This is a genomic window from Sphingomicrobium sp. XHP0239 (assembly GCF_039555325.1).
In the GTDB taxonomy this organism is placed as follows: domain Bacteria; phylum Pseudomonadota; class Alphaproteobacteria; order Sphingomonadales; family Sphingomonadaceae; genus Sphingomicrobium; species Sphingomicrobium maritimum.
In genome coordinates this window covers 701501-715378 of record NZ_CP154608.1, presented here as the reverse complement: position 1 = coordinate 715378, position 13878 = coordinate 701501, and the positions used below count along the sequence as shown (strand labels likewise).

The 13878-nt window shown below is 64.7% G+C and carries 10 protein-coding genes; 1 reads left to right on the top strand and 9 read right to left on the bottom strand.

Going from position 1 to position 13878, the window contains the following annotated elements; all coding sequences use genetic code 11:
- Positions 1 to 6 precede the first annotated feature (6 nt).
- Positions 7 to 1305 carry a sensor histidine kinase gene (locus WJT74_RS03665; protein WP_343346999.1) on the bottom strand — a complete coding sequence of 433 codons (1299 nt, stop codon included), beginning with the start codon at positions 1303 to 1305 and terminating at the stop codon, positions 7 to 9.
- Positions 1306 to 1340: 35 nt separating this feature from the next.
- On the bottom strand, positions 1341 to 2540 hold the full coding sequence (locus tag WJT74_RS03660) for a hypothetical protein (RefSeq protein ID WP_343346996.1): 1200 nt from the start codon (positions 2538 to 2540) through the stop codon (positions 1341 to 1343).
- 85 nt (positions 2541 to 2625) lie between these two features.
- Between WJT74_RS03660 and WJT74_RS03655 the strand changes: the two genes are divergently transcribed.
- Positions 2626 to 5415, top strand: a complete 2790-nt coding sequence (locus tag WJT74_RS03655; protein WP_343346993.1) for a hypothetical protein — start codon at positions 2626 to 2628, stop codon at positions 5413 to 5415.
- A gap of 9 nt (positions 5416 to 5424) precedes the next feature.
- Here WJT74_RS03655 and WJT74_RS03650 read toward each other — a convergent pair whose 3' ends face one another.
- From WJT74_RS03650 to nuoL, 7 genes are read right to left on the bottom strand one after another with little or no spacing between them, the layout of a single operon-like run.
- On the bottom strand, positions 5425 to 5688 hold the full coding sequence (locus WJT74_RS03650; protein WP_343346990.1) for a DUF1467 family protein: 264 nt from the start codon (positions 5686 to 5688) through the stop codon (positions 5425 to 5427).
- 10 nt (positions 5689 to 5698) lie between these two features.
- The gene (locus tag WJT74_RS03645) at positions 5699 to 7333 is read right to left on the bottom strand and encodes a ribonuclease J (RefSeq protein ID WP_343346988.1); all 1635 of its coding nucleotides are present in this window, start codon (positions 7331 to 7333) and stop codon (positions 5699 to 5701) included.
- Complete coding sequence (locus tag WJT74_RS03640) at positions 7330 to 8109, bottom strand: type III pantothenate kinase (protein WP_343346986.1); 780 nt, start codon at positions 8107 to 8109, stop codon at positions 7330 to 7332. The genes WJT74_RS03645 and WJT74_RS03640 overlap by 4 nt, the downstream gene beginning before the upstream one ends.
- A gap of 9 nt (positions 8110 to 8118) precedes the next feature.
- A complete protein-coding gene (locus tag WJT74_RS03635; protein WP_343346983.1) occupies positions 8119 to 8862 on the bottom strand; it encodes a biotin--[acetyl-CoA-carboxylase] ligase in 744 nt (247 codons plus the stop codon).
- The gene (gene nuoN, locus WJT74_RS03630; protein WP_343346981.1) at positions 8829 to 10268 is read right to left on the bottom strand and encodes an NADH-quinone oxidoreductase subunit NuoN; all 1440 of its coding nucleotides are present in this window, start codon (positions 10266 to 10268) and stop codon (positions 8829 to 8831) included. Before nuoN ends, WJT74_RS03635 begins: the two co-directional genes overlap by 34 nt.
- Positions 10265 to 11812 carry an NADH-quinone oxidoreductase subunit M gene (locus tag WJT74_RS03625; protein ID WP_343346978.1) on the bottom strand — a complete coding sequence of 516 codons (1548 nt, stop codon included), beginning with the start codon at positions 11810 to 11812 and terminating at the stop codon, positions 10265 to 10267. Before WJT74_RS03625 ends, nuoN begins: the two co-directional genes overlap by 4 nt.
- Positions 11812 to 13875, bottom strand: a complete 2064-nt coding sequence (nuoL, locus tag WJT74_RS03620) for an NADH-quinone oxidoreductase subunit L (RefSeq protein WP_343346975.1) — start codon at positions 13873 to 13875, stop codon at positions 11812 to 11814. The genes WJT74_RS03625 and nuoL overlap by 1 nt, the downstream gene beginning before the upstream one ends.
- Between the last annotated feature and the right edge of the window lie 3 nt (positions 13876 to 13878).

Sequence of the window (13878 nt, the reverse complement as noted above, 5' to 3'; positions counted from 1 at the left end):
GACGCGTCAGGCGCGCGGCAGCTTCAGGGTAAAGCGCGCGCCGTCGCCCTCGACACTGTCGAGCATGATGTCGCCGCGCATCGATCGCGCAAGGCGGCGCGAGATGGCGAGCCCGAGACCTGCGTGGTTTTGGTCCTCCGGCCCCAGTCGCTCATATTCGTCGAAAATGCGGACCTGGTCCGCTCGTGCGATCCCCGGGCCCTCGTCGGCGATGGTCACCGCCACGTGGGCATCCGTTTCCTCGAAGCTCAGCGCGACGACGCCACCCTCGGGACTGTGCCGAATGGCATTGCCCGCGATATTGACGAGAATCTGGAGAATAGCCCGCATTTCTCCCCGCGCGCGGATCGCCCCGTCGGTTTCCTCGATCGTCACCTCGACCCCCGCGCGGCGAGCCTCGGCGCTGACCATCGAGGCTGCTTCCTGCGCCAGTGCGGCCAGATCGACCGCGTCGGTGGCGCCCTTCCCTTCCACTATTCCGCTCATCGACCGAATGACCGACAGGAGATGCCGGCCCGCGGTCGCGATATCACCCGCGTAATTGGCATAATCGGATCGCAGCGGCCCGTCGGACCGGTCGACGATCTGGTCGGCCGCGGTGATGATGCGGTCGAGCGGCGACCGTAACGTCGCATCGATTCCATCCTCTTGGTCCGAAAGCGCGCCTTCATCCTCAAGCAGTTTGAGCGCAAATCCGGTAATTTCGCCCTCTTCTGCGCCTGTGACCGGCGTACCCGCGAACGCGACCGCTCTGCCGGTCCGCTTCAGCACCGCATCCTGAACGTCGAAAGTTTTTCCCGATGATAGAGCGTCGATCAGGGCCAGACTTCCGTCCGACGCGGGTTTCAGGGTCAGCACATCGGTCATCGGTCGCGGCAGCGTGGTCGCATCGACGTCCCACCGCCGAGCCAGATCTGGATCGATCGCAACCATCCGCACCCGCAGATCCACTTCCCAATCGGCCGATCGGATCGTGGTGAAGCGCGCTTCGCCCCGCGGGGTCGCGCGCCAATCTTCGACGGTGATCTCGACGCCACCCTCTTCGTCGGGGGCAACATGGACGCGCAATTCGAGGTCTTCGTTGACCGACGCGGCGATGATTGCCCGGCGAAGCGGTCGCCGCCGCTGGATCGCCTCGCGCACCACGGCGGCAAGTTGCGGGACGGCGATCGCTTCACCGAGCCGCGCCCCCGCCGCTGCCTGCAAGGCATACAGACCCTCGTCCGCCGCGACGAGCCGCCCGCGCGCGTCGGCTGCGCCTTTCAGCGGCAGTACGTCGTCATGGATCGGGCCCGGATCGTTCATCGCTCCGTTCTTAAGCGGAACGGGTTAATGCGTCGTCAACTGCGATTCTGCGCTAGCAGGGCGGCTATCGCTGCCTGCATCATCAGGATGCTCAGCGCGTCGGCGGGTCGGTCCACAATCAAGGCAACGACCGCGACGAGCATGTTCACCCGCCAAGCGACGCCCAGCCATCGCCAGTTCGACGTTACCGGGCGGCGGTGCGTTTCTCGATCGTAGATCCGCGCGAACATTCCCGCGGCAACGGCAATCGGAACGATCGGCCAACCGATATCGTCATATCCCATGACCGCGAGCCCCAGCATCACGAGGGCGGCGAACCAACCCGTGACCTGTCGCGCGACGGGGCCGAACGTTCTCATTCGCCGTGCCGCCAACTGAACCGCAAGCTGCGAGGGAAGAAGGCCGATCACGATCGCCGCCACCGCGATCCAGCGCCGGTCGAAGAGCATGGCCACGAACGCCGCCTGATAGCAGAGACAGGCGAGCGCAATCCCCGCCCAGGCCGGAATGCCCGTTCCCGCGAGCCGGTCGACGATCGCCCGTTCGATCGGCGCCAGCACGAAGCGCGTCACGACATCGCGGCGCGCCGCCCGCGCCGCGCTCGCCTGCCGCGCCTCGTAGGGTCCGATGTCGGCCCGGCGGCTGACCAGCAGCGGAGGGTCCTGCTCCGGCCCGACGGCATTCTCGATCGGAGCGCCCGACTGGACCAGGCGCCGTAACATCGTCGACACCAGATCCCAGTCCCCGGCCATCGCAGCGGTCGAGCGCACACGCTCGCCGCGAGTCAGGGCCAGGCCCGCCCATCGCCATTCAAGATCGATCCGCTCGAACCGCTCGCTCGCTGCCTCGTCCGGCAACGCCAGGATGACGTCCTCCGGTGCCTCGATCAGCAAAGCGAGGTGGCGCGGATCGGGGAGTACGCCGTCACCCAGCAGCACAAGCCGGTCCTCTGCCGCGAACCGCGTCGCGGCGTCGGCGGACTCCTCGGCCAGAAATACCGGTAGCCCTTCGCCCCGAAGGCGTTCGACCTGCGCCGCGATCGCGTTGTGCGGTCCCTCGCTGTACACCACGATCGGCGCGGCACCGGCGGCGACCAGCATCCGAACCTGAATGTCGAGCAAAGTCTGCCCGCCCAACGACACGAGCGCGTGGCGCCCCTCGCTGCTCTCGCCGTTGGCGCCCACGAGGGCACCGATCGATGATGACATATGCTTCCCCGCCACGTCGCCCATCATGGCCGTCCCGCGCGGCCGAAACTAGCCCCGATCCACGGGAAATGATCGCTTTATCACGCGCCCGATCCGCTTTAGTCTGGAGGACATGACTGGACATCCCCTGCGTGGCAAACTCGGCGACAAATCGCCTTCGGAAACTCCCGACGACACCGCGCGCGGCGAGCGGGAACACCCCGCCGAAGAAGCAGTCGCGCCGGCGGGCCACCCCGACAGCGATCCGCACGACCCCGTGGCCCCACCGACCGTGGACGGCCAGGATGAGGGGCGCGGAGAGATCTTCGTCCGGAAAGGCGCTGCGCGCGGCGCGGACGATACGCTCGAACTGACCGACGAGAATTATATCGCCGACGCCGAACCCGCCGCTCCACACGATTTCGACTTTGCCGACGATCACGAAGGCGAGCCGAGCCTGTCGGCTCCCTCACCCACGACCGACACGGATCCCCCGTTCGAGGCGAACATGGCGAACGAACCCTCACTAGCTCGTGGCGGGATGATGGATAGCGAGCTTCATCGGCCGACCGAATATTCGCCGGACGACGGGCACGAAGAAGATGACGTTGGTCAGGACGACCCGGCTTACGAAGACGACTTGTCCCAGGAACGATCGGAAGAAATCGAGCCCGACCCCAACGAAAACGATGTCGGAGGAAACGATCCCGTCGACTGGGATGCCGAACCGTATACGGCATCGTTCGACGAAACGCCGTCGACCCCGGCGGGCCGAATGCTGCTCGCCGGCATCCTCCTCGTTCTCGGCCTCGGCTGGATCGCGCTCGTCGGCTACGTCGCGGGAACCGAGATCGGCGCGACGCCCGACCTCGGCGCGCTCGCCACGCTTATCGCGATTGCCTGTGCACCCCTTATTCTCCTTGCGCTCGTCTGGATGATGTTCGGCCGTACGCGCCGCCGCGAGGCCGAAGCCTTCACGCGGCAGGTGGCGTTGATGCGCGCCGAAGCACAGGCGCTCGACCAGCGTCTCCACTCGATGAGCGCCAATCTTGGCGCCAACCGAAGCCGATTGGGCGAACTGGCGGGTGAGTTGGAAGGTCGCGCCGATCAGGCGACCGAACGGATGCGCACCGTGGCCGATGAACTCGAACATGGCGCCTCGCGTCTCGCGCAGCACGGCGTCACGCTCGACACCGCAGCGAACAATGCCCGCGCCGACATGACCGCGCTCGTCGAAACGCTCCCCGACGCCGAGCAGCGCATCCTGTCGCTGTCGCAAAGCCTGCAGGGCGCGGGATCGGGCGCGATCGAGGATATTCGCTCGCTCGAAGCCGCGATCGCCAGCCTGGGCGCGCGCACCAACGAGACCGAGAGCCGTATGCGCGAAGCCCGCGAAGGTCTGTCGGGCCAGCTCGACGAACTGGATCGCAGCGGCCAGAAGGCCATCGGACAGGTAGAAGCCGCCCAGCGGTCGACCGGTGAACTGGTCGACGGCCTACTCGCCCGCTCCGCCTCGACGCTGGAGCAGATCCGGGGCGGCATCGCGCAACAGGCCGGCGCGGTTCAGGAACTGCTCGAACAGGCTCGCGGCGGCATCGAACGATCGTCGAACGATGCGGCCAGTGCCCTCGCCGCGCGCGTTCGCGACGCCGACGGCGCGCTGACCCAGCTCGGGGAAAACGTGCGCGCCCGGGACGAGGAAACGCGCAAGCTGCTCGTGAACCTCGACTCCGGTTTGAGTTCGCTCGAGGAACGCTTCGCCCGCTTCTCGGACGATGGCGACGGCCGGGCACACGCCATCGGCACACAGCTCTCGCAAGTCCGTGAGCAGCTCGCCGCCACTCGTGCCGAAGCCCAGGAACAGGATGGCATGATCGAACGCCTCGCCACCCGCACCGGCGGGATGCGCGAAACGCTCAATGCCCTGTCCGCCTTCCTCAACCAGCAGCTGGCGGGTGATATCGGGGGTGCGCAGGACGGCATGGAACGACTGGTCTCGACCGGCGAAGTTCTCACGCCCCAACTGACCGACATCCGCGCCAATGCGACGCGGGCCCACGAGGCCCTCGACGCGACCGGCAGTCGGATCGAAGGGAGCCGTACCGCGCTCGCAGCCATGCTCGAACTAGTCGACCGCGGCGCGGGCGATGCCGAACAACGCCTCGCCGAACTGCAGCAGTCGATCGCGATCCTGCAGGAGGATGCGAAGAGCCTTTCGGAACAGACAGGGCCGCAATTGCTCGATGCGCTGACGAAGGTGCAGGACGCTTCGGCACGCGCCCGCGAGGCCGCGCGCGAAGCGATCGCGCAAGCCATTCCCGAAGCTGCGGAGAATCTCTCGAACGAAGCGCGAAGCCGGCTCGAGGCCGCCATCGCGGACGTCGTCGCCAATCAGCTCGAAGACGTCGGACGCGCCTCCGAACGCGCGGTCGAGGCGGCCCGCTCGGCGAGCGACCGGCTGTCGGCGCAGATGCTCTCGATCGGCCAGACCGCCAGCGCGCTCGAAAGCCACATGGCCGAAATCGAGGATGGCACGCGCGAAGGCCAGACCGAGCAGTTCGCCGCGCAGGTATCCCTCCTGATGGAATCGATGAACAGCGCCGCGATCGACGTTGAGAAGATCCTGTCGGACGAAGTCGACGACAAGAGTTGGGCGGCCTATCTGAAAGGCGAGCGCGGGGTCTTCACGCGAAAGGCGGTACGGCTGCTCTCGGCAGGCGAAGCCCGCGAGATTGGCTCGATCTACGACGATGATCCCGAGTTTCGCGGCGCGGTAAACCGCTTCATTCACGATTTCGAGGCAATGCTTCGCCGCGTGCTTGCCGAGCGCGACGGTGCGATCATCGGCGTCACGCTGATGTCCTCGGACATGGGCAAGCTCTATGCGGCGCTGGCGCAGGCGGTCGATCGCCGCGCTCGCTGAGCCGAAGAGCTAGAAGCGGGGGAAACCCAGCATGTCGGTCGTGACCCACCCATAGATGAGATTGGCGACGATCAGCGCGGTGAGCGGCAACGCGATCACCGCTGCCCGGACAAGATGCCGGGGCAGATCGAACCGGTGCGGCGCGCTTTCCGCCTGTCCGGGGATCAGTTCCTCTCCCATTTCCTGATCGGTCCGAACGCCGATCGGGAGGGTGACGAACGCGGCGAAGACGAACACCAGAAAGAAGATCGCAAGGATCGAGACGGGTTCCACGGACCGGTTCCTATCCGCCTACCGCCATCACTTCGACGATCGGCTTCTTGCCCGTCCAGGTGAAGGCGCAGCGGCGTACCGCGATCCGTACCTTTTCCAGCGCATCGTCGAGCTCGCGGCGCGGTTCGAACGCCTTGGCCGCGCTGTTGGCGAGGTCGGCAACAAAATCCTCGGCGTCGGATTCGACCGGCACACCCAGAGCGCGAACCTCGGGCTCGCCCGTCAGGCGTCCCTTCGCGTCTAGACCCAGAGCGACCGCAATCACGCCGTTGTGACCGATCTTGCGCCTCTTGTTCATCGTATCGCCGTCGGCCGGAAGGATCACGTCGCCGTCGAGGACGAGGCGACCGGTGCGCACATGATCGACCTTTTCAGGCTTTCCGGGAGCCAGTTTCACGACTTCGCCATTCACCTGATAGACGTTGTGCGGAATGCCGCTCGCCGCGCCGAGACGCGCCTGCTCGCGCATGTGCCGGTTCTCGCCATGAACGGGGATGAGGATATGGGGCCGGATCCAGTCGTACATCTGCCGCAGCTCGGGCCGTCCTGGATGACCAGACACGTGGACATGATGCTGCTTCTCGGTGACGATCTCGACTTCCAGGTCACTGAGATTGTTCATGATCCGGCCAATCGCCACTTCGTTGCCGGGAATCTGCTTGGACGAGAAGATGACCGTGTCCCCCTTCGCCAGCTTGATGTCGTGGTCTCCCCGCGCGATCCGGGCCAACGCCGCGCGCGGTTCGCCCTGTCCGCCCGTGCCGATGATCAGCACCTTGTTTCGCGGCAATTGCATCGCCTCGTTGAACCGGACGGGGCTGGGGAAATCCTGGAGGTATCCGCTCGACTGCGCGACGCGGAGGATCCGGTCGAGACTTCGCCCCGCGACGCAGACCGTCCGGCCCGTTTCGCGCGCGATCCGGCCAAGAGTTTCCAGCCTCGCGGCGTTGGATGCAAAGGTGGTCACGAAAACGCGTCCGCTGGCCGCGGCGATACTTTCTTTCAAGCCTTCGTAGACGCCCATTTCGCTGCCCGACGGGGCGTCGGTGAAGACATTGGTGCTATCGCAAACCAAGGCCAAGACCCCCTCGTCTCCGATCGCGGTCATCGCAACGTCGCCGGTCGGCGTGCCCAGCACGGGCGTTTCGTCGATCTTCCAATCCCCCGTGTGGAAGATCTTTCCGTAAGGGGTGTCGATCAGCACCCCGTTTCCTTCGGGGATCGAATGGGACAGCGCCACGAAGCGCACGTCGAAGGGGTCGAGCGCGATATGCCCGTCCCGATCGATATGGTTGATCTCGACCTGCCCGGTCAGCCCCTCTGCCTCCAGCTTTTCCTCGATCAACCGCGCCGTGAACGGCGTCGCGTAGAGCGGAACCTGCAATTCGTCGGCAAGATAGGGGATCGCGCCGATATGGTCCTCGTGCCCATGCGTCAGCACGATGCCGACCAGTTCGTCCTGACGCTCCTCGATGAACTCGAGATCGGGGAGGATCAGGTCGACGCCGGGATAATAGGGATCGGCGAACGTCAGGCCGAGATCGACCATCAGCCATTTGCCGCGGCATCCGTAGAGATTGACGTTCATGCCGATCTCGCCCGATCCACCGAGCGCCAGGAAAAGAAGTTCGTCGCCGGGTGTCATGTGCGGGTCGCCTGCTGGTGAAGTTGAATGAGGCCGCGAAGGGTGAGTTCGAAATCGACATGATCGAACAATCCGTCGATCTCGTCGAACAGGGCCGCCAGCCCGCCGGTCGCGATGACTTTGGCAGGTCGGCCGATTTCCGCGCGGGTGCGTGCGATCAGCCCCTCGATCATACTGACATAACCCCAATAGACGCCGATCAGCATCTGACCCGTCGTGGTGGTTCCGATCACGCTGTCGTCGGCGGGTCGCTCGATCGCGATACGGGGTAACTGGGCGGTCTTTCCGACCAACGCATCAAGACTGAGATTGACGCCGGGCGCGATGACGCCGCCCTTGTAGGCGCCTGAATAGTCGACGACGTCGAACGTCGTCGCCGTTCCGAAATCGATGATGATGAGATCGCCCTCGTGGGTCGCGTGCGCAGCGACGGCATTGAGCGCACGATCCGCGCCCAGGTTCTGCGGCTCGTCGACGTCGATCTCGAGCGGCCATTGCGCATCGCCCTGCCCCGCCACGATCAGATCGGTTTTAACGTAGCGCTGCGCCAGCATGTTGAGATTATGGATGGCACGCGGGACGACCGTTCCGACGATCATGGCGTTCACATCGTCGAACGACAGACCATCGAGCTCGAGAAGCTGCTTGAGCCAGACCGCATATTCATCGGCGGTCCGGCGCGGATCGGTGGCGATCCGCCATCGTGCCCGCACGTCCTCACCCTCGCAGAGAGCGAAGACGACATTGGTATTTCCGACATCGACGGCGAGCAGCATGGGCCCGCCTTACGCTCTCGACGTGCCGCTGGCGAGACTGACGTCTCCCGCGCGCACGATCAGCAACTCCTCGGGCGTTTCGAGCATCAGGGCGCCGCCGTCGTTGAGGCCCGCGAAAACGCCTTCGCGCGGCGAACCGCTCTCGTCGTGAACCGTCAGCGGCGTCCCGATCGGATGCCCGCGCTGCATCCATGCCATGACGATCGCGCTGGTCGGGGAGGACCGCCACGCCGCCAGCATGCGCGCGAACGAACCGGCGAGCAGCGGAGCGAACGCCTGCGGCGCCATCTTCACCCGCTCCGAGAGCGAGGCGGTGGTCTTGCCTTCGATGTCCGGGGCGGCGGCGAGATTGACGCCGAACCCTGCGACGACCCTGTTCCCCGACCGTTCAAGCAGGATGCCCGCCAGCTTGCCATCGCCGAGCATCAGGTCGTTCGGCCATTTGAGCATGAGGTCGGCGCCGGGCGCGGCCAGTTCCACTGCGTCGAGCAACGCAAGCCCCGCGACCAGCGACAGAGTCGCGGCCTTGGCATCGTCGCGTTCGAGTTCGACGAGGGTCGATCCGAAGAAGTTTCCGTCGAGCCCCTTCCAGTCGCGACCCTGTCGACCGCGGCCGGCATCCTGCCGTCGCGTGATCAGCCAGTCGCCTTCCGCGGCCGTGTCGCTGGCAAGCAGGTCGCTGTTGGTCGACCCGGTGACGTCGATGATGCGGATTCTACTCAGAACAGCGCCGCCGCTGCCCGGTTGGACCATTCACCTAGCGGTCCGATCAATAGGAAGCCCGCCGGCGATACGAACAGCGCGAGAAGCGCGATGATCGCGGCTTCCGCGCCCCTGAAGCTGGAGAGCCTCGCTTTAGCTTCGTCGAAGAACATGATCTTGACGATCTTGATGTAGTAGAACGCGCCGACGACCGCCCCCACCGCCGCCGCGGCCGCGAACGGGAACAGTCCGGCATCGACGGCCGCGGTGAAGACGAGAAGCTTGGGGTAGAAGCCCAGGAAAGGCGGGATGCCGGCGAGACTGAACATGAAAAAGAGCATCGCGAAGGCCATCGCCGGTTGATGAGTGGATAGACCCCGCAACCGTCCAATATCCTCGACCGGATTGCCCTGTTCGTCGGTCAGATTGAGAACCACGAGGAACGCGCCCAGCGTCATCGCGACATAGACCGCCAGGTAAAAAAGCACCGCACTCGCCCCTTCGGGCGTTCCGGCGGCGAGACCCACGAGGACGAAGCCGATATTGTTGATCGAGCTATAGGCCAGCAGGCGCTTGATGTTGGTCTGACCGTAGGCCGCGATGGCACCGAGGAAGATCGATGCCAGGGCTGCGAAGACGACGATCTGCCGCCACGCATCCACCGCCGGACCCAGTGCTTCGAAGCAGACTCGGACCGCAAGCAAGACGGCGGCGACCTTGGGTGCACTGGCGAAGAAAGTGGTGACCGGCGTCGGTGCTCCTTCGTAGACGTCGGGCGTCCACATGTGGAACGGCACGGCACTGATCTTGAACGCCAGTCCCGCCATCGTAAAAACGAGTCCGAACAGCAGCCCGAGCCCGAGTTCCTCGCGACCGAAGGCCGCGGCGATGCCGGGGAATGCGGTGGTGCCGGTAAAACCGTACACTAGACTGATGCCGTAGAGCAGGATCCCCGAGGCAAGCGCCCCGAGGACGAAATATTTGAGCCCCGCCTCGGCCGAACGCGCATCGGTGCGGCGATAGCTGGCAAGAATGTAGGCAGCCAGGCTGTTGAGCTCGAGTCCGACGTAGAGGGTAATGAGGTTGGTGGCCGAGACCATGACGCTCATGCCCACCGTGGCGAGCAGGATCAGCACCGGATATTCGGGCCCGTGCTCCTCCGCCTTTCCGAACCAACGGTCCGCGGCAAGGATCGCGACGATCGCGGAGGCATAGATGAGCACCTTGCCGTATACGGCGAAGGGGTCGGCGGACAGAAGTCCGAGGAACAAGGTCCCGCCGCTCGACGGTTCGGTCGTGAAGATGGCGGCAATCAACGCGGCGACGAGCAGCGCGATGGTCCCGAACGTGGTGATCTTCGTGGCCCGCGCACCCATCGTGGACGCGGTGAGCATCAGGATCGGCTCCCCGAAAATCAGGATCAGTTCGGGCAGGATGGCGGCGAAATTATAGTTCATTCGGTCTCACCCAATCGAGCCGCTGCGGCTTCCGCCGAGGGCGCTCCCGTGCCTTCGGTCGGACGCATGTCGAAATGCACCGCGCTCGGCTCGATCCGTTCGAGGAGATAGCCGACGTCGGCGCGCATGGGTTTGAGGAAACTTTCGGGATAGACGCCCATCCACAGGACGACGAGCGCGATCGGCAGAAGCAACGCCCATTCGCGCCGGTCGAGATCGACCAGTGTCGCCGCCTGTTCGGTCCGCGCGGCGCCATAGCAGATGCGCCAATAGAGCCAGAGCATGTAGCCCGCGCCGAGGATGATCCCCGTCGTCGCGACGACCGCGCCCCAGGTCGACATCTCGTACGTGCCGACCAGAGCGAGGAATTCCCCGACGAAGCCCGAGGTGCCCGGTAACCCGATCGACGCCATCGTGAACAGCAGGAACACGAGCGCATAGCCCGGCATGTTGTTCGCGAGCCCGCCGTACTTCGCGATCTCCTTGGTATGCATCCGATCGTAAATGACACCCACGCACAGGAACAACGCGCCCGAAACCAGGCCGTGGCTGAGCATGACGACCATCGCGCCCTCGATGCCCTGCCGATTGAAGGCGAACAGGCCGAAGGTCACGAACGCCATGTGCGCGACGGAGGAATAGGCGATGAGCTTCTTCATGTCCTTCTGCACCAGCGCCACGAGGCTGGTGTAGACGACTGCAATCCCGCTGAGGATGAAGACGAGCGGCACGAAGGTCGCGCTGGCGTCAGGGAACATCGGCAGGCTGAACCGGATGAAGCCGTATCCGCCCAATTTCAGCAGAACGCCCGCCAGAATGACCGACCCCGCGGTGGGCGCCTGCACGTGCGCGTCGGGAAGCCAGGTGTGGACCGGCCACATCGGCATCTTCACGGCGAAGCTGGCGAAGAAAGCGAGCCACAGCCACCACTGGACGCCCGCGGGAAAGTCCGCCTCCATCAAGGTCGGGATGTAGGTCGTACCCGTCTCGAGCACCATGTAGATGATCGCGATCAACATCAGAAGCGAGCCGAGCAGCGTGTACAGGAAGAACTTGTACGCCGCCTTGATCTTCTCCGCACCGCCCCAGATGCCGATGACGAGATACATCGGAATGAGGCCACCCTCGAAGAAGATGTAGAACAAGAGGAGGTCCTGCGCCGCGAACACACCGATGATCAGCGCCTCGATGAACAGGAAGGCGCTCATATATTCGGGGACACGATGCTGGATCGCGCGCCAGCTTGCCCCGATGCAGATCGGCATCAGGAAAACGCTCAACATGATCAGCATCAGCGCGATGCCGTCGATCCCGAGTGCCCACGCCGGTGCGAGAGGCGCGTCGCCGATCGACCAATATTCCTGGAACTGCCACCGCTCGCCGCCGATATCGAAGGCCAGCCACATGGCAATGCCGAGCGCCAGGTTGACGAGCGTCGCCAGCAACGCCGTCCAACGGGCTCCGTTCGCGCCCAAGAAGAGCACCATCACGCCCGCGATGGCCGGAATGGCGATCAGCGCCGAAAGAATGGGAAGCCCGTCCATCACTGACCCGCCCACCAGAAAGCCCAGCTCGCCGCGGCGATCAGACCCAGAAGCATGACCAACGCATAGCTGTAGAGATAGCCGGACTGCAGGCGCGTCGTCAGGCCGTTGCCCCAGTCGACGAGCCTCGCCGCGCCGTGCGGTCCGAAGCGGTCGATCGTCTGCTCGTCACCGCGGCGCCAGAAGAAGCGGCCGATGGCGAGCGAGGGCTTCACGAACATCGCATGATACAATTCGTCGAAATACCACTTGTGCTTGAGGAAGGTGAACAGCCCCCCGGTGCTGGCGACGACGCGCGAAGGTGCGGTTGGATCGCGCATGTAGTTGTTCCATGCCGTGTACAGACCGAGAAGCATCACGACCGCCGGCGACGCCTTCACCCAGAAGGGCACGTGATGCGCCGCTTCGACCAGTTCTTCGTTGTGGACCAGACTGCCGGCCCAGAATTCCGCGCCTTCCTCGACCCCGAAGAAGGGATAGTAAAAGGCGAAACCTGCCGCCACCGCGCCGATCGACAGGACGATCAGCGGCACCAGCATCGACCAGGGGCTTTCGTGCGGATGATAATCCGCAGTGCCGACCTGTCCGAGACCCGGCGCGACATCTTCGCTGTCGACATTCTCCTCGTGCGCCGGATCGTCGTGATCGGCGTCGTGGCTGGCGTGTGCGATATGCTCCGAACCGACCCACCGCGGCTTGCCGAAGAAGGTCAGGAAGATCAGACGCCAGCTGTAGAAGCTGGTCAATAGCGCGGCGGTGATCCCGACCACGAAGGCGAACCCGCCGGGCGCCGTGCCCGCCGCGAACGCGCTCTCGATGATGGCATCCTTTGAGAAGAAGCCCGCGAAGCCGAAATAGGTGCCCGGAATACCGACCCCGGTGATCGCCAGCGTACCCAGCATCATCGCCCAGAAGGTGATCGGAATCTCTTTCCGGAGCGCGCCGTAGTAACGCATGTCCTGTTCGTGATGCATCGCGTGGATCACGCTGCCCGCGCCGAGGAACAGCAACGCCTTGAAGAAGGCGTGCGTGAACAGGTGGAACATGGCCGCGCCGTACGCACCGACGCCAGCAGCGAAGAACATGTAGCCGAGCTGCGAACAGGTCGAATAGGCGATCACGCGCTTGATGTCGGTCTGGACGAGCGCGACCGTCGCCGCGAAGATCGCGGTCGCCGCCCCGACGTAGGTCACCATGTCGAGCGCGCCGGGCGCGACCTCGAACAAGGGCGACAGGCGGCACACCATAAACACGCCCGCTGTCACCATCGTCGCGGCATGGATAAGCGCCGAAACGGGCGTCGGCCCCTCCATCGCGTCGGGAAGCCAGGTGTGCAGCCCCAATTGCGCCGATTTGCCCATCGCACCGATGAACAGCAGCACGCAAATCAGCGTCAGCGTATCGACGTTCATGCCGGCGAACCCGACCGTCGACCCGACTTCGCCGGGCGCCGCCGCAAGGATCGCGGGAATGCTGACCGTGTTGAAGACGAGGAAGCAGGCAAAGATGCCGAGGCTGAAGCCGAAATCGCCGACGCGGTTGACCACGAACGCCTTGATCGCAGCGGCGTTGGCCGACGGCTTGTGATACCAGAAGCCGATCAGAAGGTAGCTGGCGAGGCCCACGCCTTCCCATCCGAAGAACATCTGCACTAAGCTGTCCGCGGTCACCAGCATCAGCATCGCGAAAGTGAACAGCGACAGATAGGCGAAGAAGCGGGGCTGCGAGGGATCTTCCTCCATGTAGCCCCAGCTGTAGAGGTGAACGAGGCTCGACACGGTCGTCACCACGACCAGCATCACGGCCGTCAGACTATCGACGCGCAACGCCCAATCGATCTGCATGTCGCCCGAATTGATCCAGTCGAGAACCGGAACGACGGCCGCCTCGTTCGCCCCCGATAGGAAGCCGAGGAAGATCGGCCAGCTCAACGCGCAGGCGATGAACAACGCGCCGGTGGTGATGACCTTCGCGGGCATCTTGCCCATGTATCGCCCGAAGAGTCCCGCCACGATCGCGGCGAGCAGCGGCAGAAAAACGATCAGCTGGATCGAAAGCGCCACGTC

Coding starts and splice junctions, on each gene's coding strand:
- WJT74_RS03665 (WP_343346999.1), bottom strand. CDS start 1,305: ATGAACGATCCGGGCCCGATCCATGACGACGTACTGCCGCTGAAAGGC.
- WJT74_RS03660 (WP_343346996.1), bottom strand. CDS start 2,540: ATGATGGGCGACGTGGCGGGGAAGCATATGTCATCATCGATCGGTGCC.
- WJT74_RS03655 (WP_343346993.1), top strand. CDS start 2,626: ATGACTGGACATCCCCTGCGTGGCAAACTCGGCGACAAATCGCCTTCG.
- WJT74_RS03645 (WP_343346988.1), bottom strand. CDS start 7,333: ATGACACCCGGCGACGAACTTCTTTTCCTGGCGCTCGGTGGATCGGGC.
- WJT74_RS03640 (WP_343346986.1), bottom strand. CDS start 8,109: ATGCTGCTCGCCGTCGATGTCGGAAATACCAATGTCGTCTTCGCTCTC.
- WJT74_RS03635 (WP_343346983.1), bottom strand. CDS start 8,862: ATGGTCCAACCGGGCAGCGGCGGCGCTGTTCTGAGTAGAATCCGCATC.
- nuoN (WP_343346981.1), bottom strand. CDS start 10,268: ATGAACTATAATTTCGCCGCCATCCTGCCCGAACTGATCCTGATTTTC.
- WJT74_RS03625 (WP_343346978.1), bottom strand. CDS start 11,812: ATGGACGGGCTTCCCATTCTTTCGGCGCTGATCGCCATTCCGGCCATC.